Source organism: Pseudonocardia sp. T1-2H, assembly GCF_038039215.1.
Taxonomy (GTDB): Bacteria; Actinomycetota; Actinomycetes; order Mycobacteriales; family Pseudonocardiaceae; genus Pseudonocardia.
On record NZ_JBBPCL010000001.1, the window covers coordinates 4,855,381 to 4,880,993 of the forward strand.

A 25,613-nucleotide genomic window follows, 5' to 3' on the forward strand; every position below is an offset into this window, starting at 1 on the left:
GGCGTCGCTCATTTGGTCGTGGGGCGGTCGTCCTCGAGGCCGACCGTGCCGAGCAGCCGGGAGTCGTTACGGCGCTGCGCCTCCCGGGCGGCGGTGCGCGCGCGGTCCGTCCGCCAGTCCGCGAGGAGCTTGTTCTGCAGCGCGAACATCTCACGCTCCTCGTCCGGCTCGTGGTGGTCGTAGCCGAGCAGGTGCAGGACGCCGTGCACGGTGAGCAGGTGCAGCTCGTCGTCCAGCGTCTGCCCGGCCTGCTTGGCCTGGTCCTTCGCGAACGCCGGACAGAGCACGACGTCCCCGAGCAGCGCGGGGCCGATGTCCGGCGCGTCCGGGCGGCGCGTGTCCTCCGCGAACTCGTCCATCGGGAACGCCATGACGTCCGTGGGCCCGGGCTCGTCCATCCACCGCTCGTGCAGCTCGGACATCGTCTCCAGGGTCACCGCGGTGATCGCGAGCTCGACGGCCGGGCTGACCTGCATGACGTCGAGCGCGTACCGGGCGACGGAGACGATCAACGACTCGTCCACGGCGACGCCGGACTCGTTGACGATCTCGATGCTCACTGACCAACCTCGGGGATCACGGCTACCTCTGCTTCGGGTGCCGGGGCCCCCGGCACTCACCGGTGACGAGGGTAGTCGCCGCGGAGCGGGAGGGGTCCCGACCCCCACCCGGCACAGGTCTCGTGGTCCTCGCACAGGTCCGGCCCTGTGCGAGGACGCCACTTCCCGTGTCAGGTCACCGTTCGCTCAGCGGCGCCGCGAGCGCCGGTCCTGGGGCGGTCCGGTCCGCGGCGCCGCGCTGCGCAGGTCCGGCCGCTGCGACGCGGCGTCGAAGCGGGCGTAGGCATCGACGATGTCCCCCACCAGCCGGTGCCGCACGACGTCGCTGCTGGACAGCTCCGCGAAGTGCACGTCGTCCACGCCGAAGAGGATGTCCTGCACGACCTGCAGCCCCGACCGCGCGCTGTTCGGCAGGTCGATCTGCGTGACGTCACCGGTCACGACGATCTTCGAGCCGAACCCGAGCCGGGTGAGGAACATCTTCATCTGCTCGGGCGTGGTGTTCTGCGCCTCGTCCAGGATGATGAACGCGTCGTTGAGCGTGCGGCCGCGCATGTACGCGAGCGGCGCGACCTCGATGGTCCCCGCGGCGATGAGCTTGGGGATCGACTCGGGGTCGAGCATGTCGTGCAGCGCGTCGTAGAGCGGGCGCAGGTACGGGTCGATCTTCTCGTAGAGCGTGCCGGGCAGGTAGCCGAGCCGCTCCCCCGCCTCGACGGCCGGCCGGGTCAGGATGATCCGGTTGACCATCTTGGCCTGCAGCGCCTGCACGGCCTTGGCCATGGCGAGGTAGGTCTTGCCGGTACCGGCGGGGCCGATGCCGAAGACGATGGTGTGCGCGTCGATCGAGTCGACGTAGCGCTTCTGGTTGAGGGTCTTGGGGCGGATGGTCCTGCCGCGCCGGGACAGGATGTCCAGGCTCAGCACCTCCGCCGGGGACTCGCCCCGGATCGTGGCGGTGGCGGGGTCGTCCTCGGTGAGCATCTCGACCGTGCGCCGGACGGTGTCCGAACCGACGTGCTGGCCGCGCTCGGCGAGGGTGATCAGCTCGGTGAAGACGCGCTCCGCGAACGCGACCTCCGCCGGGACACCGGTGAGGGTGAGCTCGTTGCCGCGCACGTGGACATCCGCCTCGAGCATCTCCTCGGCGGTGCGCAGGCTCTCGTCGTGGGAGCCGAGCAGCGCGAGCAGGGCGGTGTCCGGGACGGCCATGCGGGACTGGACGGGGTCGGGCTGTGTCTCAGGTGTCCGGGTCTCAGGGGTCCGCTGGCTCTCGGGAATCCGCTGGGTCAACTGCTTCGTCGCCTGCTCTCGGTCTCATGACGGGGACGGCATCGATGGTACCGGCCGGTTCCGACACTTCGCCGCGCATTCTCCGAGCGGTCAGCGGATGAGTTTCTGCACGTCCCGGAACTGCGGATGGGTGCTGGCGGCCATCCATTCGAACAGCACCATCTCGGTCGTGACGACCTCGGCGCCGTGCTCGCGGGCCCGCGTGAGCGCCGCGTCCCGGTTCGCCGGGACGCGGGACCCGACCGCGTCGGCCACCACGACGACCCGGTGCCCCTCCTCGCGCAGCCCGATGACGGTCTGCAGCACGCAGACGTGCGCCTCCGCCCCGGCGACGACGATCTCCTTCGTCCCGGGCGGCAGCAGCATCGCGAACCCGGGCTCACCGACCGCCCCGAACGCCGTCTTGGGCAGCACCAGCTGGGGATACGCGGTCAGCTCGCGAACGGTCGGGCCGAGGCCCTCCGGGTACTGCTCGGTGGCCGCGACCGGCACGCCGAGCAGCCCGGCGCCCTCCGCGAGCCGCACCGCGTTCGCGACGACCGCCTCGCCGCCGGAGATCGCCGGCATCAGCCGTTCCTGCAGGTCGACGAGCAGCAGCAGGCCGCCCTTGGCCGACATCAACATCGTTGTCCTCCCGGGATCGGTCCCCAGTTTCCCGTGTGCCGGGGTGTTCCGTCACCGAGTCGCGGATTTCCGTGCCGGCCGTGCCGTCGACCAGGTCGATCGCGAGCGGGCGGCCGAGCTCGGCGAACCGGCTCGGCCGGTCCCCGTACGCGATCCGACGGGGCGCGGGGACACCGGCGGGGGGAGGACCACGTCGCGGCGGACATGGAGGACACCCACCGCGACGTGGCGGCCACCGGCCGAGGGGGGCTCCTCCGGCGGCCTCGTGGACGCGAACGGCCACGAGCCCCTCCCCGCCACACGGCGGGGGCGGCCACACAATAGTTCGACCGGCCGCCGAGCGGGGGCCTTTCGCGCTCGGAATCGATACGGCCGTGCGTGTCGCGCAGGGACTAGCGGGAGGGCTCGGCGAACGGGTCGGGACGCGCGGTCCAGCGGCCCGTCAGCGCCCCGATCGCGCCGAGGGCGACGGCCGCGGCGGTGGACGCGCGCAGGACGTCCGGGCCGAGCCGGACGGTCCGGGCACCGGCGGCGACCAGCGTGTCGAGCTCGGCGTCGGAGATCCCGCCCTCCGGCCCGACGACCAGCAGGACGTCGCCGGACGCGGGCAGGTCGGAGGCGCGCAGGACGTCGTCCGCGCTCTCGTGGAGCACGAGCGTCCGCTCGACCTCGCCGACCCGACGGGCGAGCTCGGTGGTGGAGACGGGCTCGGACACGGGGGGCACCCACGGGCGCCGGGCCTGCTTCGCCGCCTCCCGCACGGTCGAGCGCCAGCGGGCGAGCGCCTTCTCCCCGCGCGGGCCCTGCTCCCACTTCGCGACGCAGCGCGCGGCCCGCCACGGGATCACCCCGTCGACGCCCGCCTCGGTGGCGGTCTCGACCGCCAGCTCGCCGCGGTCGCCCTTCACCAGGGCCTGGGCGAGCAGCACCCGGGGGACGGCGGGTCGAGGCGGACCGCGTCGAGGACGTCGAGCTCCAGGAAGTCCTTGCCCGCCTCACCGGCCGCGGCGCGTGCCAGCCCGCCCCGGCCGTCGGCGAGCAGCACGACCTCGCCCGGACGGATCCGCTTCACCGTGGCCGCGTGCCGACCTTCGGCACCGGTCAGGGTGTGCGCTCCGACCTTCGGCAGTTCCTCGACGAGGAACAGGGGTGCCGTACTCATGCGCCGGCGGCCCGGGCCGCGAGCCCCACTCAGCGGCCGCCGAAGGAGTCCCGCAGCCGGGAGAACAGCCCGTGCCCGTTGCGCGCCCCGACCGCCAGGTCCGGCTGCTCCTCGCCGCGGAGCTTCGCCAGCTGGCGCAGCAGCTCGGTCTGCTCCTTGTCCAGCTTGGTGGGCACCGTGACGTCGATGTGCACGATGAGGTCCCCGTACCCGTCGACCCGGCCGGTGGAGCGCAGCCGGGGCATGCCCTTGCCGCGCAGCGTCCGCATCGCGCCGGCCTGGGTGCCGGGTTCGATGTCCAGGTCCTCGAGCGCGCCGTCGAGCATCGGGAGCGGCAGCGTCGCGCCGAGCGCGGCGGCCGTCATCGGCAGCGGCAGGGTGACGTGGAGGTCCGCGCCGTCGCGCCGGAAGACCTCGTGCGGCACCTCCTCGACCTCGACGTAGAGGTCACCGGCCGGGCCACCGCCCGCGCCGACCTCGCCCTGACCCGCCAGCCGGACGCGCATCCCGTCGGCCACGCCGGCGGGGATCCGCACGCCGACGTTGCGCCGCGAGCGCACCCGGCCGTCCCCGGCGCACTGCCGGCACGGCTCCGGGATGACCTCGCCGAGGCCGCGGCACGTCGGGCACGGGCGCGAGGTGACGACCTGGCCGAGGAACGAGCGCTGCACGCTCTGGATCTCGCCGCGGCCGTCGCAGATGTCGCACGTCTGCGGGGAGGTGCCGGGCGCGCAGCCGTTGCCGCTGCACTCCGAGCAGAGCACCGCGGTGTCGACGGTCAGCTCGCGCTGCACGCCGGTCGCGCACTCCTCGAGGGTGAGCTGCATCCGGATCAGCGCGTCCGCACCGGGCTGGACCCGGCTGCGCGGGCCCCGGCCGCGGCCGCCCCCGGCACCGCCGAAGAAGGCGTCCATGATGTCGCCGAAGCCGAACGCGCTGAACGGGTCTCCCCCGCCGGCGCCACCGCCGCCGCCACGCCCGTTGTCCAGCGGGTCGCCGCCGAGGTCGACGATGCGCCGCTTCTCCGGGTCCGTCAGCACCTCGTACGCGGTGCTGACCTCGCGGAACTGTTCCTGCGCCGCCGGATCCGGGTTCACGTCGGGATGGAGCTCCCGGGCGAGCCTGCGGTACGCCCGCTTGATCTCGTCGGGACCCGCGCCCTGTTCGACGCCCAGGATCCCGTAGTAGTCGCGTGCCACCCTCGAATTCCCCATGATCCTTCAGCTCGACAGCTCGTATCCTGACCGCGCGCAGAAGCTCAGCGCCCCGTCAGGATCTCACCCACGTAACGAGCGACGGCATGCACCGCCGCGATGGTTCCCGGATAGTCCATCCGGGTGGGCCCGACGACGCCCATTCCGCCCAGCACCGTGCCCGGCCCGTAGCCGATCGACACGACCGAGGCGGTGTGCAGGTCCGAGGACTCGTTCTCCTCGCCGATCCGCACCGTCACCAGGCCCGGGTCCTTGGCCGAGGCCAGCAGCTTGAGCACCACGACCTGCTCCTCGAGCGCCTCGAGGATCTGCCGCAGCGACCCCGGGAAGTCCGCGGTGTTGCGGGTCAGGTTGGCCGTGCCGCCGAGGACCAGCCGCTCCTCGGGGTGCTCTACCAGCGTCTCGATCAGGACCGTGGACAGCGTCACCACGACGTCCCGCAGCTCGCGCGGCGCAGACTCCGGCAGCTCCGCCACCTCGGCGGACGCGTCCGCGAGCTTCCGCCCGACCAGCGCTCCGTTGAGGAGCGCGCGCAGCCGCCCGACCTCCTCCTCGCCGACGACCTGCCCGAGATCGACCACCCGCTGGTCCACCCGGCCGCTGTCGGTGATCAGCACCAGCATCAGCCGCGCGGGCGTGAGCTGGACGACCTCGAGATGGCGGACGGTGGAGCGGGTGAGCGTCGGGTACTGCACCACGGCGACCTGACGGGTGAGCTGGGCCAGCAGCCGGACGCTGCGGCGCAGCACGTCGTCGAGGTCCACCGCGCCTTCCAGGAACGACTGCACGGCCTTGCGCTCGGGGCCGGACAGCGGCTTGATCGCGGCCAGCCGGTCGACGAAGAGCCGGTAGCCCTTGTCCGTCGGGATGCGGCCGGCGCTGGTGTGGGGCTGGGCGATGAGCCCCTCCTCCTCCAGCGCGGCCATGTCGTTGCGCACGGTGGCGCTGGAGACGCCGAGATTGTGCCGCTCCACGATCGCCCGGGAGCCCACGGGCTCCTGGGTGGACACGTAGTCCGCGACGATCGCCTGGAGGACGGCGAAGCGACGCTCGTCCGAGTTCACCGGGCACCTCCTCGCGTATCGGGGACCGGACGGTCACCCACGTCCTCGGTCTCCGCTCAAGTGTATGCGGACGCAACCGCGTGCCGCCCCAATCGCGAGGTGTGACCCGGTCGACGCGGGTCTGCTTCTCCCCCTCGCGGTGGAACTCGAGGCGCACGATCATGCCGCCCTCCTCGCCGACGAGCAGTTCGTTCTCCACGACCTCGGTGAACGTCGCGTCCACCGGCTCACGGGTCGCTCGTCACCACCCCGACCACACCCGGGTCACACGCGGGGCGCGGCATGGTCGGCGCAATGGGTGGTCCGCCTCGGTTCAGCCGGCGCTGGGTGCTGGTCGCCGCCGGCGCCGCCGCCCTGCTCGGAGCCGGACCCGCGGGCGGGCTGCTCCCCGTCGGCCCGGACCTGCCCGCCGAGGACCTCCGTGCCCGGGTCCTCGCCGGCCCTCCGCCCTTCACCGGCCTCGCCCGCAGCACCGGGCGCCTCGGCCTCCCCGAGATCCCGCAGCTGCAGTCGACGACCGCCCTGCTGACCAGCACGACCACGGTCCGCTCCTACCGCGCGGGCCCCGACCGCTGGCGCGTCGACGAGTTGACGCCGGCCGGCGAGCGGGACACCTACCATCGCGACGGCGTCGAGTACGTCTGGGACTTCGGCGCGAACCAGCTCACGACCGTCTCCGGCAGCACGCCGGTCCGGCTCCCCCGCCCGGCCGATCTCGATCCGCCCGAGCTGGCGCGCCGGCTCGTCGGCCTGACCAGGTCCGATCCCGTCTCGACCATCCCGGGCCGGCGGATCGCGGGCATCGGCGCGTCGGGGTTCCGGGTGACGCCGGGCGATCCGGACACGACGGTCGCGCGGATCGACGTCTGGCTGGACCCGGACTCCGGGCTGCCGCTGCGCGTCGAGGTCGCCGGGCGCACCGACCCCGGCTTGCCCGTGTTGTTCACCGAGTTCCAGGAGGTCTCCCTGACCGCGCCCGACGACCGCACCCTCACCCCCGCCCTCCCGCCCGACGCGGACGCGGTGACCGCGGACGCCACGGACCTCGCCGGCGCCCTGCGCCAGCTCGACGCGCCCGATCCGCCGCCCCGGCTCGCGGGCCGCGCCCTCGTCCCGCTGGGGGGTGCCGCTCTTCCGGGCGTCGGCCTCTACGGCTCCGGCGTCTCCGGGTTCGCGCTGGTCCCGGCCAGCCGCGGGATCGCGGACCGGGTCATCGAGGGTGCGGCGATGGCGGGCGGCGTGACGGTCGAGGTGCCGGTCGGGCGCGCGGTGCGGGTCAGCTCGCCGCTGCTCACCGTGGTGGCCCGCGGGGGGATCCGGCGGGGCGGGAGGCTGCTGGTCGGCACGGTCGCGCCCGCGGTGCTGGAACAGGCCGTGCGCGAGCTGCCGACGAGGGCTCGGACATGACGGGATCACCGCTGTGATCATCTCCACGTCCGGGCTCACCAAGCGCTTCGGCCGGGTGACCGCCGTCGACGGCGTCGACCTGCGGGTGCCCGAGGGCGTCCGGTTCGGTCTGCTGGGCCCGAACGGCTCCGGCAAGACGACGACGGTCCGGATGCTGCTCGGGCTCGTCCACGCGACGTCCGGCTCGATCGAGGTGTTCGGCGAGCCGATGCCGCGCCGGTCCGCGAGCGTGCTGCCGCACGTCGGCGCGCTGGTGGAGGGCCCGGCCGCGTGGGGCCACCTGTCCGGGCGGGCGAACCTGCGGCTGCTCGACGCCGCCGGCCGCGGGGGCCGGCTGCGGGACCGGCGCCGCCGCATCGAGGACGTGCTCGGGCGCGTCGGGCTCGGCGGTGTCGACCGCCGCCCGGTGCGCGCCTACTCCCTCGGCATGCGCCAGCGCCTCGGCATCGCCGCGGCCCTGCTGCGCGGCCCGCGCCTGCTCCTGCTCGACGAGCCGACGAACGGGCTCGACCCGCGCGGGATCCACGAGATGCGGTCGCTGCTGACCGGGCTGAACGAGGCCGGGACGACGGTCGTGCTGTCCAGCCACCTGCTCAGCGAGGTGGAGGCGCTGTGCACGCAGGTCGGGGTCATGGACGCCGGGCGGCTGGTGCTCGACTCCCCGCTCGACGCCCTGCGCACACCGACGGGCCGGATCCTGCTGACGACACCCGACCCCGCGTCGGCCGTCGGGCTGCTCGACGGGCGGGTCCTGTCCCGGGCCGGGAACGAACTGGTGGTCCGCGGCGACGACGCGGCGGAGCTGAACGCGCGGCTCGTCGCCGGCGGGGTGCGGGTGAGCGGGCTGAGCGCGGAGAGGCGGACGTTGGAGCAGGTGGTGCTGGAGCTGACCGGACCGGGAGCGGACCGGGTGGACGGCCGCCCGCCGCCCGCCGCCCGCCCGACCACACCACTCCCGGCCTCCGGGGGCGACCGGTGATCGCCGTCGAGCTCCGGCTGATGCTGCGCCGACGCCGGGTCTGGTTGTGCTGGGTCCTGCTCTGCGCCCTGCCGACGCTCGTCGCGATCCTGCTGGCCGCCACCGACCTCACACCCCCGCCGGGCAGCGGCGGCGCGTTCCTCTCCGCCGTCGTGACCAACGGGCAGATCTTCCCCGCCGCCGCGCTCGCGCTCGTCCTGCCGGTGTTCCTGCCGATCACCGTCGCGATCGTCTCCGGGGAGGCGATCGCGGGCGAGGCGACGGCCGGGACGCTGCGCTACCTGCTCGTCCGGCCCGTCGGGCGGCTGCGGCTGCTCACCGCCAAGCTGATCTCCGTCGCGGTCTACGTGCTGCTCGCGGTGCTGCTGGTGACGGTCGTGTCCTACGTCGTGGGGGTGCTGGCGTTCGGGTTCGGGCCGGACGCGTCGCTCGGCGGAGGGGGCGGCATCCCGTCGCTCTCGGGCGCGACCCTGACCCCGGTGGACGTGGTGGTCCGCACCGGCGTGACCGTCGGGTACCTCGCGCTGTGCATGCTGGCCCTCGGGGCGATCGGACTGTTCTTCTCGACGCTCACGGACGCGCCGCTGGCCGCCACGCTCGGGGTGCTGGCGGTCGTCGTGGCGAGCGCCGCCCTGACCCCGCTCGACGCGGCCTCGGCGATCCAGCCGTACCTGCCGACGACCCACTGGCTCGCCTGGATCGACCTGTACCGGGACCCGATCCTCTGGGACCCGGTCCGCCGCGGCCTCCTCGTCGAGGGCGGCTACGTCGTCGTCGCGTTCGGCGCCGCGTGGGCCAACTTCGCGACCAAGGACGTCACCAGCTGACCTGTGCGCGTGGAACCTCGTGAGAGCGGGGTTTCACCCGCACAACCCTCACTGACCTGCGAGAACTCCGGGTCAGCGTGCGGGTGCGGCTCCGCAGCCCGCACCCGCGACGTCGACCGGCGCGGGCCCGATGGCTCGCAGCACCAGCCCGGTGACGGTCGCGTCCCGCGGCAGGTTCGAGTGCCCCACCCGGGCGCCCGGGCAGACGTCCTGGACCCGGACGTTCGTCGCCCCGGCGAGGCGGGCGGTCTCCGGCGGCATCGAGGTCTCGTCGTCGGCGGTCCAGATCGAGAGCCAGGGCACGGCGGCGCCGACGTCCGCCCGGTCCAACTCGGTGACCGCCGCCGACCCCGGGGCGAGCTGGCGGCACGCGACCGGGCAGGCGTCGGGGGCCTGGGTGATGGCGAGGGCGGCGAGCGACGTCCCGTGCAGCGGGGACCCCATCGTGACGACGCGCCGAGCCTTCGCCGCGCCGTCGTCCCGGGAGATCCACAGCCCGGCGACGACGCCACCGGCCGAGTAGCCGACCACGTCGACGGACGGGGCGCCCGCGGCGAGGGCCGCGTCCGCGGCGGCGTCGAGCACCTCGACCTGGGCCGACAGGTCACCGGTGCCGTCACCGACGAGCCTGAGCACCTGCGCGTCCCGGCCCGTGGCCTCGATCCGGGAGGCGAGCTGGAGCAGGGAGTCCCGGCTGCCGCCGTAACCGGGGACGAGCAGGACCGGGCCGGGCCGGTCCTGGGCGGGCCGGGCGACGGGATCGACGCCGCCGCCGGACGACGCCGCGACCCGGATGCCGACGACGACCACCGCGACGAGCACGACCAGCGCCAGGATCGCGGCGAGCAGCCGCCGCCGCGGGCTCACCGCCGGCTCCCGACTCGCGCGGCCCCAGGCCCCGACCTGCGGGGTGCCACGCCCCGAATCGCGCGCCACTGCCCGCGAGTCGGGATGTGGGACCACGCGAGTCGGGCCCTGTGGGTCACGGCGGCGCGACCTGGGTGGGTCACGCGCGCGCGGCCTCGACCTCGGAGGCGAGGAGGAGGTCCTGCACGACGCGGTCCGCGAGCAGGCGCCCCTGGCGGGTCAGGACGGCGCGGCCCTGCCGCAGCACGGCCGGGTCGAGCAGACTCTGGTCCGCGGCCCGGGCGGCCTCGGCCCGGGCGGCCTCGTCGAGCAGGTCCAGCGGGAGCCCGGAGGCCAGCCGCAGCCGCAGCATCACCCGTTCCGTGTGCTGCTCGTCCGGGGTCAGCTCCTCGCGGTCCAGCTCCGGGGAGAGGCCGTCGGCCAGCATCGACGCGTAGCGCGCGGGGTGCTTGACGTTCCACCAGCGCGTCCCGGCGAGGTGGGAGTGGGCGCCGGGGCCCGCGCCCCACCAGTCCCCGTCCAGCCAGTAGCCGAGGTTGTGCCGGCACTCCGCCCCGGGCGACGAGGCCCAGTTCGAGACCTCGTACCAGCCGAGGCCGGCCGCGCTCAGCAGGTCGTCGATCAGCTCGTAGCGCTCCGCGGCGACGTCGTCGTCCGGGGCGGGCAGCTCGCCGCGCTTCACCCGGCGGGCCAGCGCGGTGCCGTCCTCCACGATCAACGAGTACGCCGAGACGTGGTCGACGCCCGCGGTGAGCACCGCCTCGACGGAGGCGCGCAGGTCGTCCCCGGTCTCGCCGGGCGTCGCGTAGATGAGGTCCAGGTTGACGTGCTCGATCCCCGCCCGGCGCGCCTCCTGCGCGGCCTCGACGGCGCGGCCCGGCGTGTGCCGGCGGTCCAGGATGCGCAGCACGTGGGGCGCCGCGGACTGCATCCCGAGGGAGACCCGGGTGAAGCCCGCGTCCACGAGGCCCGCGAAGAACTCCGGCGAGGTGGACTCGGGGTTGGACTCGGTGGTCACCTCGGCGCCCGGAGCGAGCCCGAACTCGTCGCGGATGGTGTCGAGGACCGCACCGAGGCGCCGGGCGCCGATCAAGGACGGCGTCCCTCCCCCGACGAACACGGTGTCCACGGGCCGGTCCCCGACCGTGCGGTGGGCGAGCGCGAGCTTCCCGGCGGACCGCCTCCAGCCAGCCGTCCGGGGAGGCGCCGGACCCGTCCAGCTCGGAGGCCGTGTAGGTGTTGAAGTCGCAGTAGCCGCAGCGGGACGCGCAGAACGGCACGTGGACGTAGATGCCGAAGGGCGTCGCAGGGGTCACGACACCACGGTAACCGCGTCCGGAGGTGGCGAGGCTCGTCCCGATCACGGGGCCCGGTTGTGAATCCTCTCCCAGCATCCGGGCATGCGCTGGCCGTTGGTCCGGACAGCGTGGCACCCTGTTGGGCGTGACCGCGCTGACTCTGCACCTGCGGGCGCCTGGCCTCGTCGCCCGGCGCCACGTGGACCTGCACCGGGTGAGCAGCGCGCTCTGTCGACTCTCGCGCTGAGCGCGCACGCCGTCGACCTCGTCCTTCCAGACCCATCCGGCGCCGGAACCCTCATCGCGACGACGCTTCTTCAACGGCGTCGCGACGAGCCCAGGCCCCGCTTGTGTTCGATCCCAGACACGGGAAGCTCCACCACATGCCCCCCACCACCCCTGCACCCGCCAAGCGCAAGCGCGGCGAAGGCCAGTGGAAGCTCGGCTACCGCGAGCCGCTGAACCCGAACGAGCGCAGCAAGCGCGACGACGACGGGCTCAACGTGCGCGCGCGGATCGAGAACATCTACGCGAAGGGCGGCTTCGACTCGATCGACCCGGCCGACCTGCGCGGCCGTTTCCGCTGGTGGGGCCTGTACACCCAGCGGAAGCCGGGGATCGACGGCGGCCGCACGGCCAGCCTCGAGCCCGAGGAGCTGGACGACCGCTACTTCATGCTGCGGATCCGCTGCGACGGCGGCGCGCTCACCACCGAGCAGCTGCGTGTCCTCGGGGAGGTCAGCCAGCAGTACGCCCGGGACACCGCGGACATCACCGACCGGCAGAACATCCAGTACCACTGGATCCGCGTCGAGGACATGCCGGCGATCTGGGAGAAGGTCGAGGGCGTCGGCCTGCTGACCACCGAGGCGTGCGGGGACACCCCGCGCGTGATCCTCGGCTCCCCCGTGGCCGGGATCTCCGCGGACGAGAAGCTGGACCCCGAGCCCGCGATCCGGACGATCCTGGACCGCTACATCGGCAGCAAGGAGTTCTCGAACCTCCCGCGGAAGTTCAAGACCGCGATCTCGTGGCAGCAGGACGTCGCGCACGAGATCAACGACATCTCCTTCGTCGGCGTCGACCACCCGGAGCACGGCCCGGGCTTCGACCTCTGGGTCGGCGGCGGGCTGTCGACCAACCCGAAGATCGCGCAGCGGCTCGGGGCGTGGGTGCCGCTCGACGAGATCCCGGACGTCTGGGCCGGTGTCATCTCGGTCTTCCGGGACTACGGCTACCGCCGGCTGCGCCACCGCGCCCGCATCAAGTTCCTGGTCGCGGACTGGGGCGTCGAGGAGTTCCGCCGCGTCCTCGAGGAGGAGTACCTCGGCCGGAAGCTGATCGACGGCCCGGCTCCCGCGGTCCCCGAGGTCCCGATCGACCACGTGGGCGTGCACAAGCAGGTCGACGGTCGCAACTACGTCGGCCTCGCCCCGGCGTCCGGCCGCGTCTCCGGCAGCACGCTGATCTCGCTGGCCAAGGCCGCCGAGACGGCCGGCTCGAAGCGCGTCCGGCTGACGGCGCAGCAGAAGGTCGTCGTCCTCGACGTCCCGGACGCCGCCGTCGACGCGCTGAAGGCCGAGGCGGACGCGCTGGGCCTGCAGGCCGAGCCGTCGCCGTGGCGGCGCTCGACGATGGCCTGCACCGGCATCGAGTTCTGCAAGCTCGCGATCGTCGAGACCAAGGAGCGGGCGATCCGCCTGGTCGAGGACCTGGAGAAGCGGCTCGCGGACATCCAGGGCGACATCGACACCCCGGTCTCGATCCACCTCAACGGCTGCCCCAACTCCTGCGCCCGCACGCAGGTCGCCGACATCGGCCTCAAGGGCATGATCGTTCCCGACAAGGACAAGAACCAGGTCGAGGGCTTCCAGGTCCACCTGGGCGGCGGGCTCGGCCTCGACGCCGGGTTCGGCCGCAAGCTGCGCGGGCTCAAGGTCACCAGCGCCGAGCTGGGCGACTACGTCGAGCGCGTCGTGCGGACCTACGTCGCGCAGCGCGAGCCCGGCGAGCGGTTCGCCACCTGGGTCCTGCGCGCGGACGAGGACGATCTCAAGTGACGGAGCGCGTCGTCCCGTACCACTGCCCGTACTGCGGAGAAGAGGACCTGCGCCCCGCCGCGCGCAGCGAGAAGGTCCCGGGCGCGGCCTGGTGGTGCTCGAGCTGCCTCCGCACGTTCGTCGTGACCTTCGTCGGGATCGGCGTCCCGGAGACGGCACCGGAGAAGCTAGGAGCGGACTCATGAGCGTTGCCACCGAGACCGACCTCAGGGCCGTCGCCGAGCGCGGCGCCGCCGAGCTGGGTCCGGACGCCACGGCCCAGCAGCTGCTGGCGTGGGCCGCCGAGACCTTCGGCGCCCGGATGATCGTCGCGTCGAACATGCAGGACGCGCTGCTCGTCGACCTCGCCGCCAAGGCGCAGCCCGGCGTCGAGATCCTCTTCCTGGAGACGGGCTACCACTTCGCCGAGACCATCGGGACGCGGGACGCCGTCGAGCAGGTCTACGACGTGCGGATGGTCAACGCGCAGGCGAAGCAGTCCGTCGCCGAGCAGGACGCGAGCGAGGGCAAGGACCTCTTCGCGCGGGACCCGAACCGGTGCTGCGCGCTGCGGAAGGTCGCGCCGCTGCAGGACACGCTCGCGAAGTACGACGCGTGGGTCACCGGCGTCCGCCGCGTGGAGGCCCCGACCAGGGCGAACACGCCGCTGATCACCTACGACGAGAAGTTCGGCCTCGTCAAGATCAACCCGATCGCCGCCTGGAGCGACGAGGAGATGCAGGCCTACATCGACGAGAACGGGATCCTCGTGAACCCGCTCGTCGGGGCCGGCTACCCGAGCATCGGCTGCGCCCCGTGCACCGCGAAGCCGGCCCCGGGCGCCGATCCGCGCTCCGGCCGCTGGGCGGGCACGAGCAAGATCGAGTGCGGGCTGCACGTCTCATGACCCGTGCGCGGAAGACCTCGCCGGAACACCGTTATTCACGCCCGAGCACCGGAGGTGCCGCTTGACCGCGCCCGCGCTGGACGCGCTCGACGCACTCGAGTCCGAGTCCATCCACATCTTCCGCGAGGTCGCGGGCGAGTTCGACCGGCCGGTGATCCTCTTCTCCGGCGGCAAGGACTCGACGCTGCTGGTGCACCTGGCCGTCAAGGCGTTCGCGCCGGCGCCGGTGCCGTTCCCGCTGCTGCACGTCGACACCGGGCACAACTTCGACGAGGTCATCGACTTCCGGGACACCCTCGTCGAGCGCCTGGGCCTGCGGCTGGAGGTCGCGAAGGTCCAGGACTACATCGACGACGGCCGCCTGATCGAGCGCGCGGACGGCACCCGCAACCCGCTGCAGACCCAGCCGCTGCTCGACGCGATCGTCGAGAACAGGTTCGACGCGGTGTTCGGCGGCGGCCGCCGGGACGAGGAGCGCGCCCGCGCGAAGGAGCGCATCCTCAGCCTGCGGGACGCGTTCGGCCGCTGGGACCCGCGCAAGCAGCGCCCGGAGCTGTGGAACCTCTACAACGGACGGCACGCCCCGGGCGAGCACGTCCGCGTCTTCCCGATCTCCAACTGGACCAGCTCGACGTCTGGCGCTACATCCAGCGGGAGAACATCGAGCTGCCCACGATCTACTACGCGCACGAGCGCGAGGTCTACAAGCGCGACGGCATGTGGCTCGCCGAGGGCCCGTGGGGCGGCCCCCGCGGCACCGAGCAGCTCGAGCAGCTCTCCGTCCGCTACCGGACGGTCGGCGACGGCTCGTGCACCGGCGCCGTCCGGTCGACCGCCACCACCCTCGACGAGATCATCGCCGAGGTCACCGCCTCCCGGCTCACCGAACGCGGTGCGACCCGCGCGGACGACCGCATGTCCGAGGCCGCCATGGAGGACCGCAAGCGTGAGGGCTACTTCTGATGACTAGGGATCTGCTCCGGTTCGCGACGGCCGGCTCCGTCGACGACGGCAAGTCCACTCTCGTCGGGCGGCTGCTCTACGACACCAAGTCCGTCCTCGCGGACCAGATCGAGGCCGTCCAGCGCGCCTCGGTCGACAAGGGACTGTCCACGCCGGACCTTTCGCTGCTGGTCGACGGCCTGCGCGCCGAGCGCGAGCAGGGCATCACGATCGACGTGGCGTACCGCTACTTCGGCACGCCCACCCGGGAGTTCGTCCTCGCGGACACCCCCGGGCACGTGCAGTACACGCGCAACACCGTCACCGGCGCCTCCACCGCCGAGCTGGCCGTGCTGCTCGTCGACGCCCGCAACGGCATCGTCGAGCAGACCCGCCGGCACGCCACGGTGCTCGCGCTGCTGCGCGTCCCCCGGCTGGTGCTGGCGATCAACAAGATCGACCTGGTCGGCTACGACGAGGCCGTCCTGACGGCGATCGCGAAGGACTTCGCCGGGCTCGCCCGCTCGCTGGGCTTCCCGGACGAGGCCGTGCAGACGATCCCGGTGTCCGCGCTGGTCGGGGACAACGTCGTCGAGCGCTCGGCGCACACGCCCTGGTACGACGGCCCGACGCTGCTCGGGCACCTCGAGTCCGTCCCGGTCGTCGGGCCGGAGGTCGCGAAGCCCTTCCGCATGCCCGTCCAGTACGTCATCCGCCCCCGCACGGAGGCGCTGCACGACTACCGCGGCTACGCGGGCCAGGTCGCGTCCGGCTCGGTGCGGCCCGGCGACGCCGTCGTGGTCCTCCCCGAGGGCCGCCGCACGACCGTGACCAGCGTCGACACCGCGGACGGGCCGCTGGACGCCGCCACCGCGGGGCGCAGCGTGACGATCCTGCTCGCGGACGACATCGACATCTCCCGTGGCGACATGATCGTCGCGGCGGACGCCGAGCCGCGGGTCACCAGCGAGATCGACGCGACGCTCTGCTGGCTCGCCGAGAAGCCGTTGCGCCCGGGAGCCCGGCTACTGCTCAAGCACGGCACCCGGACCACGCAGGTGATCGTCGGGGCGCCGGAGTGCCGGATCGACACCGACACCCTGACCGAGGTCGAGGCGGAGACGCTGGAGCTCAACGACATCGGCCGGGTCACCCTGCGCACGGCGGACGCCCTGCCCGTCGACGACTACGCGGACGTCCGCGCCACCGGCAGCTTCCTGCTGATCGACCCGCCGACCGGCAACACGCTCGCCGCGGGGCTGGTCGGCACTCCGCTGGCGCTCACCCCGCTCATCTCGTAGGCGGCCGCCATCCCGTCCCCCCAGGCCGCGCGAGCCGGGACCCCGGGCCCCGCGAGTCGGGGCCCGGGGCCACGCGAGTCGCGCTCCGAGCCCGCGCAGGCGAGCCACAGCGGCGCGCCCCGCGCCACCGGGGACCCCGACTCGCGCGGCGCGAGCCCGCGACTCGCGGGGCCTCAGGGCCCGACTCGCGCGGGCACCGACCCCGACTCGCCCGGCGTGGGGTCGCGACTCGCGGGGGCGTGGAGCCCGACTCGCGGGGTGCCGGGTCGCGAGGCGCCGGGTCGCGAGGCGCCGGTACTGGTGCCGGTCGCGCACGGCAGCCGGGACCCGCGGTCCGCCTCGACGATCGCCGCGCTGGTCGACGTCGTGCGGTCCCGCGCGCCCGGGCTCGACGTCCGGCCCGCGTTCCTGGACTTCGACCACCCCCGCCTCGACGACGTGCTGGCCGCTCTCGACCGGCCCGCGGTCGTCGTGCCGCTGCTCCTCGGCGCCGCGTACCACGCCCGCGTCGACATCCCGGTCGTCGTCGAGCAGTCCCGGCGCCCGGGGCAGGACGTGCGGGTCTCCGACGTCCTCGGCCCGGACCCGGCGTTGCTCGACGTCGCCGCGCAACGGCTCGCCCGGCTCGGCGTCGCCCCCGGGGACCCCGGCCTGGGGATCGTCCTCGCGGGCACCGGCTCGTCGCACGCCGCGGCGAACGCCACCGTCGACGACCTGGTCCGCCGCTGGCCCCTCGCGGCCGCCGCGTTCGCCACGGCTGAGCCGGACGTCCCGGCCGCGATCGCCGGTCTCCGACGGCGCGGCGCCCGCCGCATCGCGGTCGCCTCCTGGTTCCTCGCCCCCGGACGCCTGCTCGACCGCGTCCACGCCCGGGCGGCGGGCGCGCCCGTCGCGGAGGCCCTCGGCGCCCACCCGGCCGTCGCGGACGTCGTCCTGTCCCGGTACCGCACGGCCGCCACCCGCCCCGCGATCGAGGCCGGCACGGCCCTCGCGGAGATCACCTGATCCCGCTCCGCCCTTGCCGGTGGAACGGATGGCCGGAAACGTCCGGGCCGAACGTCTGAGACCCCCACCACGCCGAATCCCGCTGTGCGAGCGGCGAATCGGCGTCATGCGCCCGTCACCGCGGCGTCCTCGCAGTTCACCCGGCACGCCGTTGATCACGCCGTTACGTCCGGACATTTCGCGGCGCTCCCGCATCACGGACGCCCAGTTGTTCCTCGGGCGCCCACGTCGCACGATTGGGTCATGTTCGTCGCTGCGCTGCACCAGCAGCCCGCCCGACCCGGTTCCCGCCGGGCCGGCGCGTTCGCGATGACCCCGCTGCGGGCCACGGACCTGGAGCTGTTCTGGCCGTCGCGCCGCGGCCACGCGTTCGACGAGTTCTGTCGCTGAACCTCCCCGCCCCGGTCGTCGTTCCCTGACGCCGTGGTGCCCCCGCGCGCCCGAACCATGTCACCACCACGCGAGAGATCTCCTTCCTCATGCGCACGCTCATCGTCTTCGCCCTCGTCGGGCTGGGTGCCCAGCTCGTCGACGGCGCCCTCGGCATGGCCTACGGGGTCACCTCGACCTCGCTGCTGCTGATCGCGGGGGTGAACCCGGCGGCAGCCAGCGCGTCGGTGCACCTCGCGGAGGTCGGGACGACGCTCGCCGCCGGCGCCTCGCACTGGCGTTTCGGCAACGTCGACTGGAAGCTCGTGCTGAAGCTGGGCGTGCCCGGCGCGGTCGGTGCGTTCCTCGGCGCGACGGTGCTCTCGGCCCTGGCCACGGACAGCGCGGCCCCGATCATGTCCGGGATCCTGCTGGCGCTGGGCGTCTACATCCTGCTGCGCTTCTCGGTGAGCCCGCCGGAGGTCGGGTCGGCCCGGGTCTCGCCGCACCGCGCGAAGTTCCTGTCCCCGCTCGGCCTGCTCGCGGGCTTCATCGACGCCTCCGGTGGCGGCGGCTGGGGTCCGGTCGCGACCCCCGCCCTGCTCACCGCCGGGAAGACGGCGCCCCGCACCGTGATCGGCTCGGTCGACACGTCGGAGTTCCTCGTCGCGGTGGCCGCCAGCGGCGGGTTCCTGCTCGGCCTCGGCAGCGCCGTGCTGGACCCGTGGACGATCGGCGGGCTGTTCCTCGGCGGTGTGATCGCCGCGCCGATCGCGGCGTGGCTCGTCACCAGGATCCCGGCGCCCGTCCTGGGCACCGCGGTCGGCGGGATCATCGTGTTCACCAACGCGCGCACCGTCCTGCGGGCCCTCGACCTCCCCGGACCGGCCACCACCGCGATCTACGTGCTGATCCTCGCGGCGTGGGCCACGGCGGTCACCGTCGCGGTCCGGAAGCTGCGGGCGACGACCGCCGCCACCGAGCGCGAGCTCGTCGCCACCTCCTGACTCCCCTTCCTCGAGAAAGCACCGGCCATGCGCCTCAGATCCCGGATCCCCGCCCTCCTCGCCGCGACACTCGCCGTCGTGTCCCTCGCCGCGTGCTCGCGCGCGCAGGAGGACACCGCGGCCGCCCCGGCCGCCACCTCCCCCGCCGCCGAGCTGCGCCTCGGCTACTTCCCGAACATCACCCACGCCCCGGCGCTGATCGGGGTGGACCAGGGCTTCTTCGCCGCCGAGCTCGGCTCCACGAGGCTCATCCCGCAGACCTTCAACGCCGGCCCCGACGAGGTCGGCGCGCTGCTCGGCGGCTCGCTCGACGCCGGGTTCATCGGCTCCAGCCCGGCGATCAACGCGTTCGCCAAGTCCAACGGCGAGGCGGTCCGGCTGATCGCGGGCTCGACGTCTGCGGGCGCCCAGCTCGTCACGTCACCGGACATCACCTCGCCCGCGCAGCTCAAGGGCAGGACCATCGCGACGCCCCAGCTCGGCAACACCCAGGACGTCGCGCTCAAGAAGTGGCTCGCCGAGAACGGGCTCGAGATCGGCGACGGCCCGGACAAGGTCACCGTCCAGAACATCGACAACCCCCGCACGCTGGACCTGTTCAAGCAGGGCCAGGTCGCGGGCGGCTGGCTGCCCGAGCCGTGGAGGCTCCGCCTCGTCGACGCCGGCGCCAAGGTCCTCGTCGACGAGAAGAGCCTCTGGCCGGACGGCAAGTTCCCGACGACGGTCCTGATCGTCCGCACCGAGTACCTCCAGCAGCACCCGGACACCGTCCAGGCCCTGCTGCGCGGCGAGCAGAAGGCGATCGACTTCGCCACCGGCCAGCAGGACCGGGCGAAGACGGTCACCAACGAGGCGATCAAGAAGATCACGAACTCGTCGCTGAGCCCCGCCGTCCTGGACCGGGCGTTCACCGAGCTGCAGTTCGACAGCGACCCGCTCGCCGCGACCTTCCCGCAGCTGTCCAAGGACAGCGTCACCGCGGGCGCCACGCCGACCGAGACGAACCTTCAGGGCTTCGTCGACGTCACCGCACTCAACGCCGTCCGCACGCAGGCCGGCCAGCCCACCGTGGACGCGGCGGGTCTCGACAAGGCACAGGGATGACCCGGATGACCGCAGTGATCGAGAACGCGACCGCCCGGCGCACCTCCGGCGAGCCCGCCGTCACCCTCGCCGGCGTCGGCAAGACGTTCGGCGCGGGCGCCTCCGGTGTCACCGCGCTGCACGGGATCGACCTCCAGGTGCGGCCGGGCGAGTTCGTCTGCCTGCTCGGGGCGTCGGGGTGCGGCAAGTCCACCCTGCTCAACCTGGTCGCCGGGCTCGACGAGCCGACGTCCGGCAGCGTCGCCCTGACGACGTCGCGGCCGTCGTTCATGTTCCAGGAGCCCGCGCTGCTGCCCTGGCTGACCGCGGGCCGCAACGTCGAGCTCCCGCTCCGCCTAGCGGGACGTTCGCGCGGCGAGCGGAAGCGCCGGGCCGAGGAGCTGCTCGAGCTCGTCCGGCTCGACGGGCTCGGCGCCAAGCGCCCGCACGAGCTCTCCGGCGGAATGCGCCAGCGGGTGTCCCTGGCGCGCGCCCTCGCCGCCGCCACCGCCGAGGACGGCGGCTCCGGCCTGCTCCTCATGGACGAGCCCTTCGCCGCGCTCGACGCGATCACCCGCGACGTGCTGCAGGGCGAGCTCCTGCGCGTCTGGGAGGCGACCGGGACGACCATCCTGTTCGTCACCCACGACGTCCGGGAGGCCGTCCGGCTGGCCCAGCGGGTCGTACTGCTGTCGTCGCGGCCGGGCACGGTCGTCGGCGAATGGGACGTCGACGGCGCGCACGGTCACGGCGAGGAGCTGCACGACGAGATCACCGGCCGGCTACGACAGGTGATCACCAGTCATGCCGCCTGAGAGCCCGACCGTCACCCCACCGAACGACTCCGCCGCGGCGCTCGCGGGCCTGGACGCGCTCGACACCCCCACGGACAACCGCCGTCCCTGGTGGCGGAAGGCCTTGACCACCGGCCTGCCGCCGCTCGTGGCCCTGGTGCTCGCCGTCGTCGTCTGGCAGGCGCTGTGGGCGTCCGCGATCTGGCCGGAGTTCAAGCTCCCCGCGCCGATCGCGGTGTGGGACTCGTTCGCGGCGAGGCTCGTGACCGGCGAGATCTGGTCGATCCTGTGGACCTCGATCAGCCGCGCGTTCCTCGGCTTCGCGATCGCGCTGGTGATCGCGACCCCGCTCGGCCTGCTGGTGGCGAAGGTCAAGGTCGTGCGGTCCGCGATCGGCCCGCTGCTCTCCGGCCTGCAGAGCCTGCCGTCGGTCGCGTGGGTCCCGGCGGCGATCCTCTGGTTCGGCCTCACCGACGCGACGATCTACTTCGTCGTCCTGCTGGGCTCGGTGCCGTCGATCGCGAACGGGCTGGTCTCCGGCATCGACCAGATCCCGCCGATCCTGCCGCGGGTCGGGAAGGTCCTCGGCGCCCGCGGGCTCACCAGCGCCCGCCACGTGCTGCTGCCCGCCGCGCTGCCGGGATACCTCTCGGGCTGCAAGCAGGGCTGGGCCTTCTCCTGGCGCTCGCTGATGGCCGCGGAGATCATCGCCGCCGGCCCGCTGCTCGGCGTCGGCCTGGGCGCGTACCTCAAGCAGGGCAGCGACTACAACGACATCAGCGCCGTGTTCGCCGCGATCGTGCTGATCCTGGTGGTCGGGATCGGGATCGAGCTGCTGGTGTTCCGCCCGATCGAGCGCCGGGTCCTGCGCGCCCGCGGGCTGGCGCTCGGGGTGTAGGCACCCCCTCTCCGGCAGATGAGCCGCGTTCACGCCCGGCGTGAACGCGGCTCTTCTGCGAGGCCGAGAGTCACGCCGCGGACGCGGCCTCGCGGGCCGTCGGCAGCGAGCGCAGCACGGCGCGGGCCACCCCGTCGTTGTAGCGCAGGCTCTGCGCGTTCATCCCGGGCCGTGTGAAGGCCCCGGCGACCTTGACGGTCGTGTGCGGACCCACCGCGAACCGGTGCTCGTGCGCCACCCCGGCGGTGTCGATCAGGGCGCCGTCCGCCGGACGCACCCGGATCAGCCCGGTGCGGCGCAGGACCGTGCCGTCCGGCTCGGTCAGGACGTCCTCGACCACCTCACCCGCCCGCACCAGCGAGGCGAGCAACGGGTCCGACGTGCGCTCCGCGCTGGAGTCCGGGAGGCGGGCGTCGATCAGGATCGTCGAGGTGACCGGCGGGGCCCCCGCGAGCGCGCCGCTCCCGGCGCGGAACCCCTCGTCGTCGACCTCGACCCACATGCCCGGGCCGAGGAACTCGACGAACCCGGCGCGGGAGAGCGCAAGCAGCTGCCGGACGCGGAACCCGGGCGGACCGCTCGCGACGGAGTTGAAGAAGCTCTGCCACCACGGGACGTCCCGGGCCCGGGAAGGCGCCGAGAGCACGTCGAGCCCCTGGATCCGGGTCATCTCGCCGTACACGGACAGCATCGCGACGAACGCGCCGAGGTGGGCGCTGTGCGCGGGGTCGACGTGCTGGCGGAGGTCCTCGGCGATCCGCTCCCGGACGAGCGGCTGCAGCTCCTCCAGGGACTCCGCGCGCAGCCCGTCGAAGGGCCGGTCGAGGGCGGCGAAGTCGAGGCGGAACAGCGGGTCCGGGACGGCCTCGGCGATCAGCGCGTCCATCTCCGGGGTGCCCCACTCCAGCGCCGCGTAGCGCTCCGCGAACACCTCCCAGGGCATCCGCGCCGGGTCGGGGTGGCCGGCGAGGAGCTCGCGGTACCAGCCCCACGCGATCTCCTTGGCCATCACCGGCCAGAGGTGGTCGCGCAGCTCGAGGGGCCGGTGGGCGGCGCTCAGCGCGTCGACGTCGTCCGGTCCGAAGAACCGCGGCAGCGGCGGACGGCCCGCGGCCAGCCCGTAGTGCGACTTGGAGTGGTACGGCGCGCCTCGCGGGGAGCCGACGACCAGGCGCGGCTCCTCCCCGGACGGAACGTAGGTGAGCTCCTCGGTTCCCTCGAACCGGCCGCCCCGGCCCTCGAACAGCAGCACCATCAGATCGATGAACGCGAGCCCCATCCCGCGGGCGATCACCGTCTCCCCCGGCTCGACGACGGACAGGTCCGAGTCCGTCGTCTGCTCCGGCGGGAGGTAGCGCAGGCCCGAGGCATCCGCCCGGGCCAGCATCTCCTGCTCGTCGGCGGTAGGGGCCGCGTCGAGGTGGCCGGACGCGAGGACGACCGTGTCGACGATCAGCGGCGCCTCCCCCTCGAGCGCGACGACCTGACGTCCGCCCTGCTCGGACAGGCCCGTCGCGCGGGTCTCGTGCACATGGACGCACATGCCCGCCGGGAGCGCGACGACGACGTCGCGCAGCACCCGTCCGAGGTACTCGCTCTGCAGGCGCCGGCTGGGGAAGGTCGACGCGGTGACGGCGCGCAGCTCGTCCGCCAGGTCCGCGGGCCAGCCGGCCAGGTCTCCGGCGCGCTCCTCCTGCGCCCAGTCCCAGAACGAGGGGCCGGTGCGGATCGGGCCCTCGCACACCACGGACTCGTCCGTGTACATCGTGACGTCCGCGGCCATGGAGTTCATCGCGAGCAGCGGGGACTGCGCGCTGCGCCAGATCCGGCCCGCCCCCGCGGGGTACGGGTCGATCAGGTGGACGTCGAGCGCGGTGTCCGGCCGCAGCTCGGACACGCTCGCGGCCAGCCGCTCGAGGATGCCCACGCCACGCGGGCCCGCCCCGACGATCGCGATCGCTGTGCTGTGCATCAACGCCGTTCCTCACGTCGAATCGACAACCAGGGACGGCGCTGCCTACAGCGCGGCGGCGGTGCGGCACAGATCGACGTGACGGCGCAGTGCCGGCCAGGTCGAGAGAGCCGCGGGGGTGTTCATCACCCTCGACGGTAACCCGCGCCCGGAGCATCCGCGAGCGATGCGGAGGGACATCACGTCCCCGCACCCCGCCGGGCGCCGAGCTCCGCGGCGTCACCGGGGGTGGGGACGACCCCGGCCGCGGGGGTTCTCCCCCGCCCGAGATGGGGGCGAACGAAGGTCGGTCGTAGGGAGCACTCGATCGTGCCGCGGCCGGATCGACGACAGAGTTCTGCTCATCGGGAGGGACGCACCGAAGGCCCTCCGTGAAACCAGAGGAGATCGAGATGTCCGGCTTCAAGAGCCACCACGACAGCAGTGGCCACAACGACAGCGGGTACGACGACAACAGCTGGGACGGCGAGGAGGACACCGGCGACACCGGTGACGACACGGGCGACGACGGCGGGGACGACGGGGGCTTCCAGGAGACCAGCTGGCAGGACGACAGCCCGGACGGTGGTTCGGACGACGGCTCCGACGACGGCTGGGACGACCAGAGCTCCTGGGACGACAGCTCGCACTACGCCTCCCACTGACCGGCACCGCATTCCCCCCGGCGTTGCGGCCGGCCCGCGGCGGCGTCCCTCCGCGGGCCGGCCACGCCGTCCCCCACGTCCGCCGCACCGCCTCGAGACGCCCCGGGAGGGCCACCATGCTCACCACCGGAAACCCGGTCCTCGCCCCTTCCGACGACACGATCGAGCTCCTCGACAGCGCTCTCGCGGGCGCCGAGGCCAACGACCGCCACGACCTGATCCGCCGGCTCACCGCCGCCCGCCGCGCGGTGACCACGACGGACCGGCCGGGTCCCCGACTCGCCGCGCTGCAGGGCGCGGTCCTCGAGGTCGGCCGCGCGGTCGAGTCCCTCGGCGCAGACCTGCGGTACCGTCGCGGTGCGCTCGCCGACCCCGGCCGGGCGGCCCGGCTCCGGGCCGAGCTCGAGCGGGCCCGGGCCCGCTCCGACGCGCAGCGCGCCCGTTCCCGCGACTGGTCGCCGGCCCTCACCGACGGGTTCGCCGGGATCGTGTCCGACGCCGAGTTCGCGCTCCGGAGCCGCGCCCGCGCGGTGGTCACCGAGACCGAGCGGGCCCTCGAGTCCGGGGACCCGCGCCGCAACGCCGACGAGATCGCCGCCGACCTGCGACGGCGGCTCGTCGCGCAGGCCGAGCAGACCCACGCCGACGCCCGGGCGGCGGTCCGCGACGTCGCCGCCCGGCTCACCACCCACCTGGACCTGCCCGCTCCGCTCCCCGTCCCGGATCTCCCGCTCCTGCCCCCCGCCACGCTCGTCGGCGCGCTGGCCGAGCCCGAGCCCTCGACCGTGGGCCGGCCTCCGGTCCCCGCCCGCCTGCTCACCGTCGTCATGCCCTCCTACGGCGGCGTGATGATGACCTTCGTCGTCCCCCGGTTCCTCGGCGTCCACCTCCCCCTCTGGGTACTGCTGACCGGGGCGCTGGTCGGCGCGCTCGCGCTGGGCGGTGCCGCCCTGACCGGGGAGCGCAAGCGGAGCCTGGACCGACGCCGCGGCGAGGCCCGGACGGCCGCGCGGGTCGTCGTCGACGAGTTCCAGCTGGTGCTCGGCAAGCAGGTCCGCGACGCCGTCCGGGGCGCGAGCACGGAGCTGCGCCGGAACACCCTCGCCGCGCTGGCCCGCCGGGACGAGAAGACCGCCGGGCAGCTCGACGCCGCCCGCAGAGCCGTCGACGGGCTGGGGCGGGTCCGGGCGGACCTGAAGGACATCGACGACGACCTCGCCACCCTTCGCGCGCTGCGGGGCCGCGCCCGGTCCCTGGCCGGTTCGCTCGCCTCCTGACGCGCCGCGGCGGGAACACCCGCGCAGCTCCGCGCCTTGTGCGAGGTGGCCCGCCCTCCACGCGACGAAGGAGCACCCTC

General features: G+C 73.8%; 23 protein-coding genes and 3 pseudogenes. 17 read left to right on the plus strand and 9 right to left on the minus strand.

What is annotated here, in order from left to right:
* Positions 1-8: 8 nt before the first annotated feature.
* The 6 genes and pseudogenes from ybeY to hrcA form a co-directional block, all read right to left on the minus strand.
* Positions 9-560: an rRNA maturation RNase YbeY gene (ybeY, locus tag WBK50_RS23970; protein WP_341337761.1), complete on the minus strand. Its 552-nt coding sequence runs from the start codon at positions 558-560 to the stop codon at positions 9-11.
* A 186-nt stretch (positions 561-746) separates the two neighbouring features.
* Positions 747-1,772 carry a PhoH family protein gene (locus WBK50_RS23975; protein WP_341337762.1) on the minus strand — a complete coding sequence of 342 codons (1,026 nt, stop codon included), beginning with the start codon at positions 1,770-1,772 and terminating at the stop codon, positions 747-749.
* Between the two features lie 171 nt (positions 1,773-1,943).
* Entirely contained in the window at positions 1,944-2,477 is a 534-nt protein-coding gene (locus WBK50_RS23980; protein ID WP_341337763.1) for an isochorismatase family protein, read from the minus strand.
* Between the two features lie 392 nt (positions 2,478-2,869).
* Positions 2,870-3,639 (minus strand): annotated as a pseudogene (locus tag WBK50_RS23985) (16S rRNA (uracil(1498)-N(3))-methyltransferase).
* Positions 3,640-3,668: 29 nt separating this feature from the next.
* Positions 3,669-4,838, minus strand: a complete 1,170-nt coding sequence (gene dnaJ / locus WBK50_RS23995) for a molecular chaperone DnaJ (RefSeq protein WP_341337766.1) — start codon at positions 4,836-4,838, stop codon at positions 3,669-3,671.
* Between the two features lie 59 nt (positions 4,839-4,897).
* A complete protein-coding gene (gene hrcA / locus WBK50_RS24000) occupies positions 4,898-5,917 on the minus strand; it encodes a heat-inducible transcriptional repressor HrcA (RefSeq protein ID WP_341337767.1) in 1,020 nt (339 codons plus the stop codon).
* Positions 5,918-6,211: 294 nt separating this feature from the next.
* Between hrcA and WBK50_RS24005 the strand changes: the two genes are divergently transcribed.
* Genes WBK50_RS24005 through WBK50_RS24015 form a run of 3 tightly spaced genes read left to right on the plus strand, consistent with a single transcriptional unit; the run spans position 6,212 to position 9,130 of the window.
* Positions 6,212-7,324 (plus strand): hypothetical protein, encoded by a 1,113-nt coding sequence (locus tag WBK50_RS24005; RefSeq protein ID WP_341337768.1) that lies wholly within the window; start codon positions 6,212-6,214, stop codon positions 7,322-7,324.
* 13 nt (positions 7,325-7,337) lie between these two features.
* Complete coding sequence (locus WBK50_RS24010; protein ID WP_341337769.1) at positions 7,338-8,303, plus strand: ABC transporter ATP-binding protein; 966 nt, start codon at positions 7,338-7,340, stop codon at positions 8,301-8,303.
* Positions 8,300-9,130 (plus strand): ABC transporter permease subunit, encoded by an 831-nt coding sequence (locus WBK50_RS24015; protein WP_341337770.1) that lies wholly within the window; start codon positions 8,300-8,302, stop codon positions 9,128-9,130. Before WBK50_RS24010 ends, WBK50_RS24015 begins: the two co-directional genes overlap by 4 nt.
* A 72-nt stretch (positions 9,131-9,202) precedes the next feature.
* On the opposite strand, the gene WBK50_RS24020 is transcribed toward WBK50_RS24015, so the two are convergent.
* The gene (locus WBK50_RS24020) at positions 9,203-9,997 is read right to left on the minus strand and encodes an esterase/lipase family protein (RefSeq protein WP_341337771.1); all 795 of its coding nucleotides are present in this window, start codon (positions 9,995-9,997) and stop codon (positions 9,203-9,205) included.
* A 139-nt stretch (positions 9,998-10,136) separates the two neighbouring features.
* A pseudogene (gene hemW / locus WBK50_RS24025) lies at positions 10,137-11,391 on the minus strand (radical SAM family heme chaperone HemW).
* A 49-nt stretch (positions 11,392-11,440) separates the two neighbouring features.
* On the opposite strand from hemW, the gene WBK50_RS24030 reads away from it, so the two are divergent.
* The 12 genes and pseudogenes from WBK50_RS24030 (at position 11,441) to WBK50_RS24085 (ending at position 21,640) form a co-directional block, all read left to right on the plus strand.
* Positions 11,441-11,542 carry a putative leader peptide gene (locus tag WBK50_RS24030; protein WP_341337772.1) on the plus strand — a complete coding sequence of 34 codons (102 nt, stop codon included), beginning with the start codon at positions 11,441-11,443 and terminating at the stop codon, positions 11,540-11,542.
* 136 nt (positions 11,543-11,678) lie between these two features.
* Entirely contained in the window at positions 11,679-13,355 is a 1,677-nt protein-coding gene (locus WBK50_RS24035; RefSeq protein WP_341337773.1) for a nitrite/sulfite reductase, read from the plus strand.
* Complete coding sequence (locus tag WBK50_RS24040) at positions 13,352-13,540, plus strand: Insertion element protein (protein WP_297498191.1); 189 nt, start codon at positions 13,352-13,354, stop codon at positions 13,538-13,540. Before WBK50_RS24035 ends, WBK50_RS24040 begins: the two co-directional genes overlap by 4 nt.
* The gene (locus WBK50_RS24045; protein ID WP_341337774.1) at positions 13,537-14,241 is read left to right on the plus strand and encodes a phosphoadenylyl-sulfate reductase; all 705 of its coding nucleotides are present in this window, start codon (positions 13,537-13,539) and stop codon (positions 14,239-14,241) included. The genes WBK50_RS24040 and WBK50_RS24045 overlap by 4 nt, the downstream gene beginning before the upstream one ends.
* A 61-nt stretch (positions 14,242-14,302) precedes the next feature.
* Positions 14,303-15,204, plus strand: a pseudogene (cysD, locus tag WBK50_RS24050) (sulfate adenylyltransferase subunit CysD).
* A complete protein-coding gene (locus WBK50_RS24055) occupies positions 15,204-16,484 on the plus strand; it encodes a sulfate adenylyltransferase subunit 1 (RefSeq protein WP_341337775.1) in 1,281 nt (426 codons plus the stop codon). The pseudogene cysD and the gene WBK50_RS24055 overlap by 1 nt, the downstream one beginning before the upstream one ends.
* Positions 16,485-16,742: 258 nt before the next feature.
* Positions 16,743-17,489: a sirohydrochlorin chelatase gene (locus WBK50_RS24060; protein WP_341337776.1), complete on the plus strand. Its 747-nt coding sequence runs from the start codon at positions 16,743-16,745 to the stop codon at positions 17,487-17,489.
* Positions 17,490-17,732: 243 nt separating this feature from the next.
* Entirely contained in the window at positions 17,733-17,879 is a 147-nt protein-coding gene (locus WBK50_RS24065) for a hypothetical protein (RefSeq protein ID WP_341337777.1), read from the plus strand.
* An 89-nt stretch (positions 17,880-17,968) separates the two neighbouring features.
* A complete protein-coding gene (locus tag WBK50_RS24070; protein WP_341337778.1) occupies positions 17,969-18,865 on the plus strand; it encodes a sulfite exporter TauE/SafE family protein in 897 nt (298 codons plus the stop codon).
* A gap of 27 nt (positions 18,866-18,892) precedes the next feature.
* On the plus strand, positions 18,893-19,969 hold the full coding sequence (locus WBK50_RS24075) for an ABC transporter substrate-binding protein (RefSeq protein ID WP_341337779.1): 1,077 nt from the start codon (positions 18,893-18,895) through the stop codon (positions 19,967-19,969).
* A gap of 5 nt (positions 19,970-19,974) precedes the next feature.
* Positions 19,975-20,763 (plus strand): ABC transporter ATP-binding protein, encoded by a 789-nt coding sequence (locus tag WBK50_RS24080; RefSeq protein WP_341337780.1) that lies wholly within the window; start codon positions 19,975-19,977, stop codon positions 20,761-20,763.
* Entirely contained in the window at positions 20,753-21,640 is an 888-nt protein-coding gene (locus tag WBK50_RS24085; protein ID WP_341337781.1) for an ABC transporter permease, read from the plus strand. Before WBK50_RS24080 ends, WBK50_RS24085 begins: the two co-directional genes overlap by 11 nt.
* A gap of 70 nt (positions 21,641-21,710) precedes the next feature.
* On the opposite strand, the gene WBK50_RS24090 is transcribed toward WBK50_RS24085, so the two are convergent.
* On the minus strand, positions 21,711-23,612 hold the full coding sequence (locus WBK50_RS24090) for an FAD/NAD(P)-binding protein (protein ID WP_341337782.1): 1,902 nt from the start codon (positions 23,610-23,612) through the stop codon (positions 21,711-21,713).
* Positions 23,613-24,004: 392 nt separating this feature from the next.
* Between WBK50_RS24090 and WBK50_RS24095 the strand changes: the two genes are divergently transcribed.
* Both WBK50_RS24095 and WBK50_RS24100 read left to right on the plus strand, forming a co-directional pair.
* Positions 24,005-24,256 (plus strand): hypothetical protein, encoded by a 252-nt coding sequence (locus tag WBK50_RS24095; RefSeq protein ID WP_341337783.1) that lies wholly within the window; start codon positions 24,005-24,007, stop codon positions 24,254-24,256.
* A gap of 116 nt (positions 24,257-24,372) precedes the next feature.
* Positions 24,373-25,533: a hypothetical protein gene (locus tag WBK50_RS24100; protein WP_341337784.1), complete on the plus strand. Its 1,161-nt coding sequence runs from the start codon at positions 24,373-24,375 to the stop codon at positions 25,531-25,533.
* Positions 25,534-25,613: the final 80 nt, after the last annotated feature.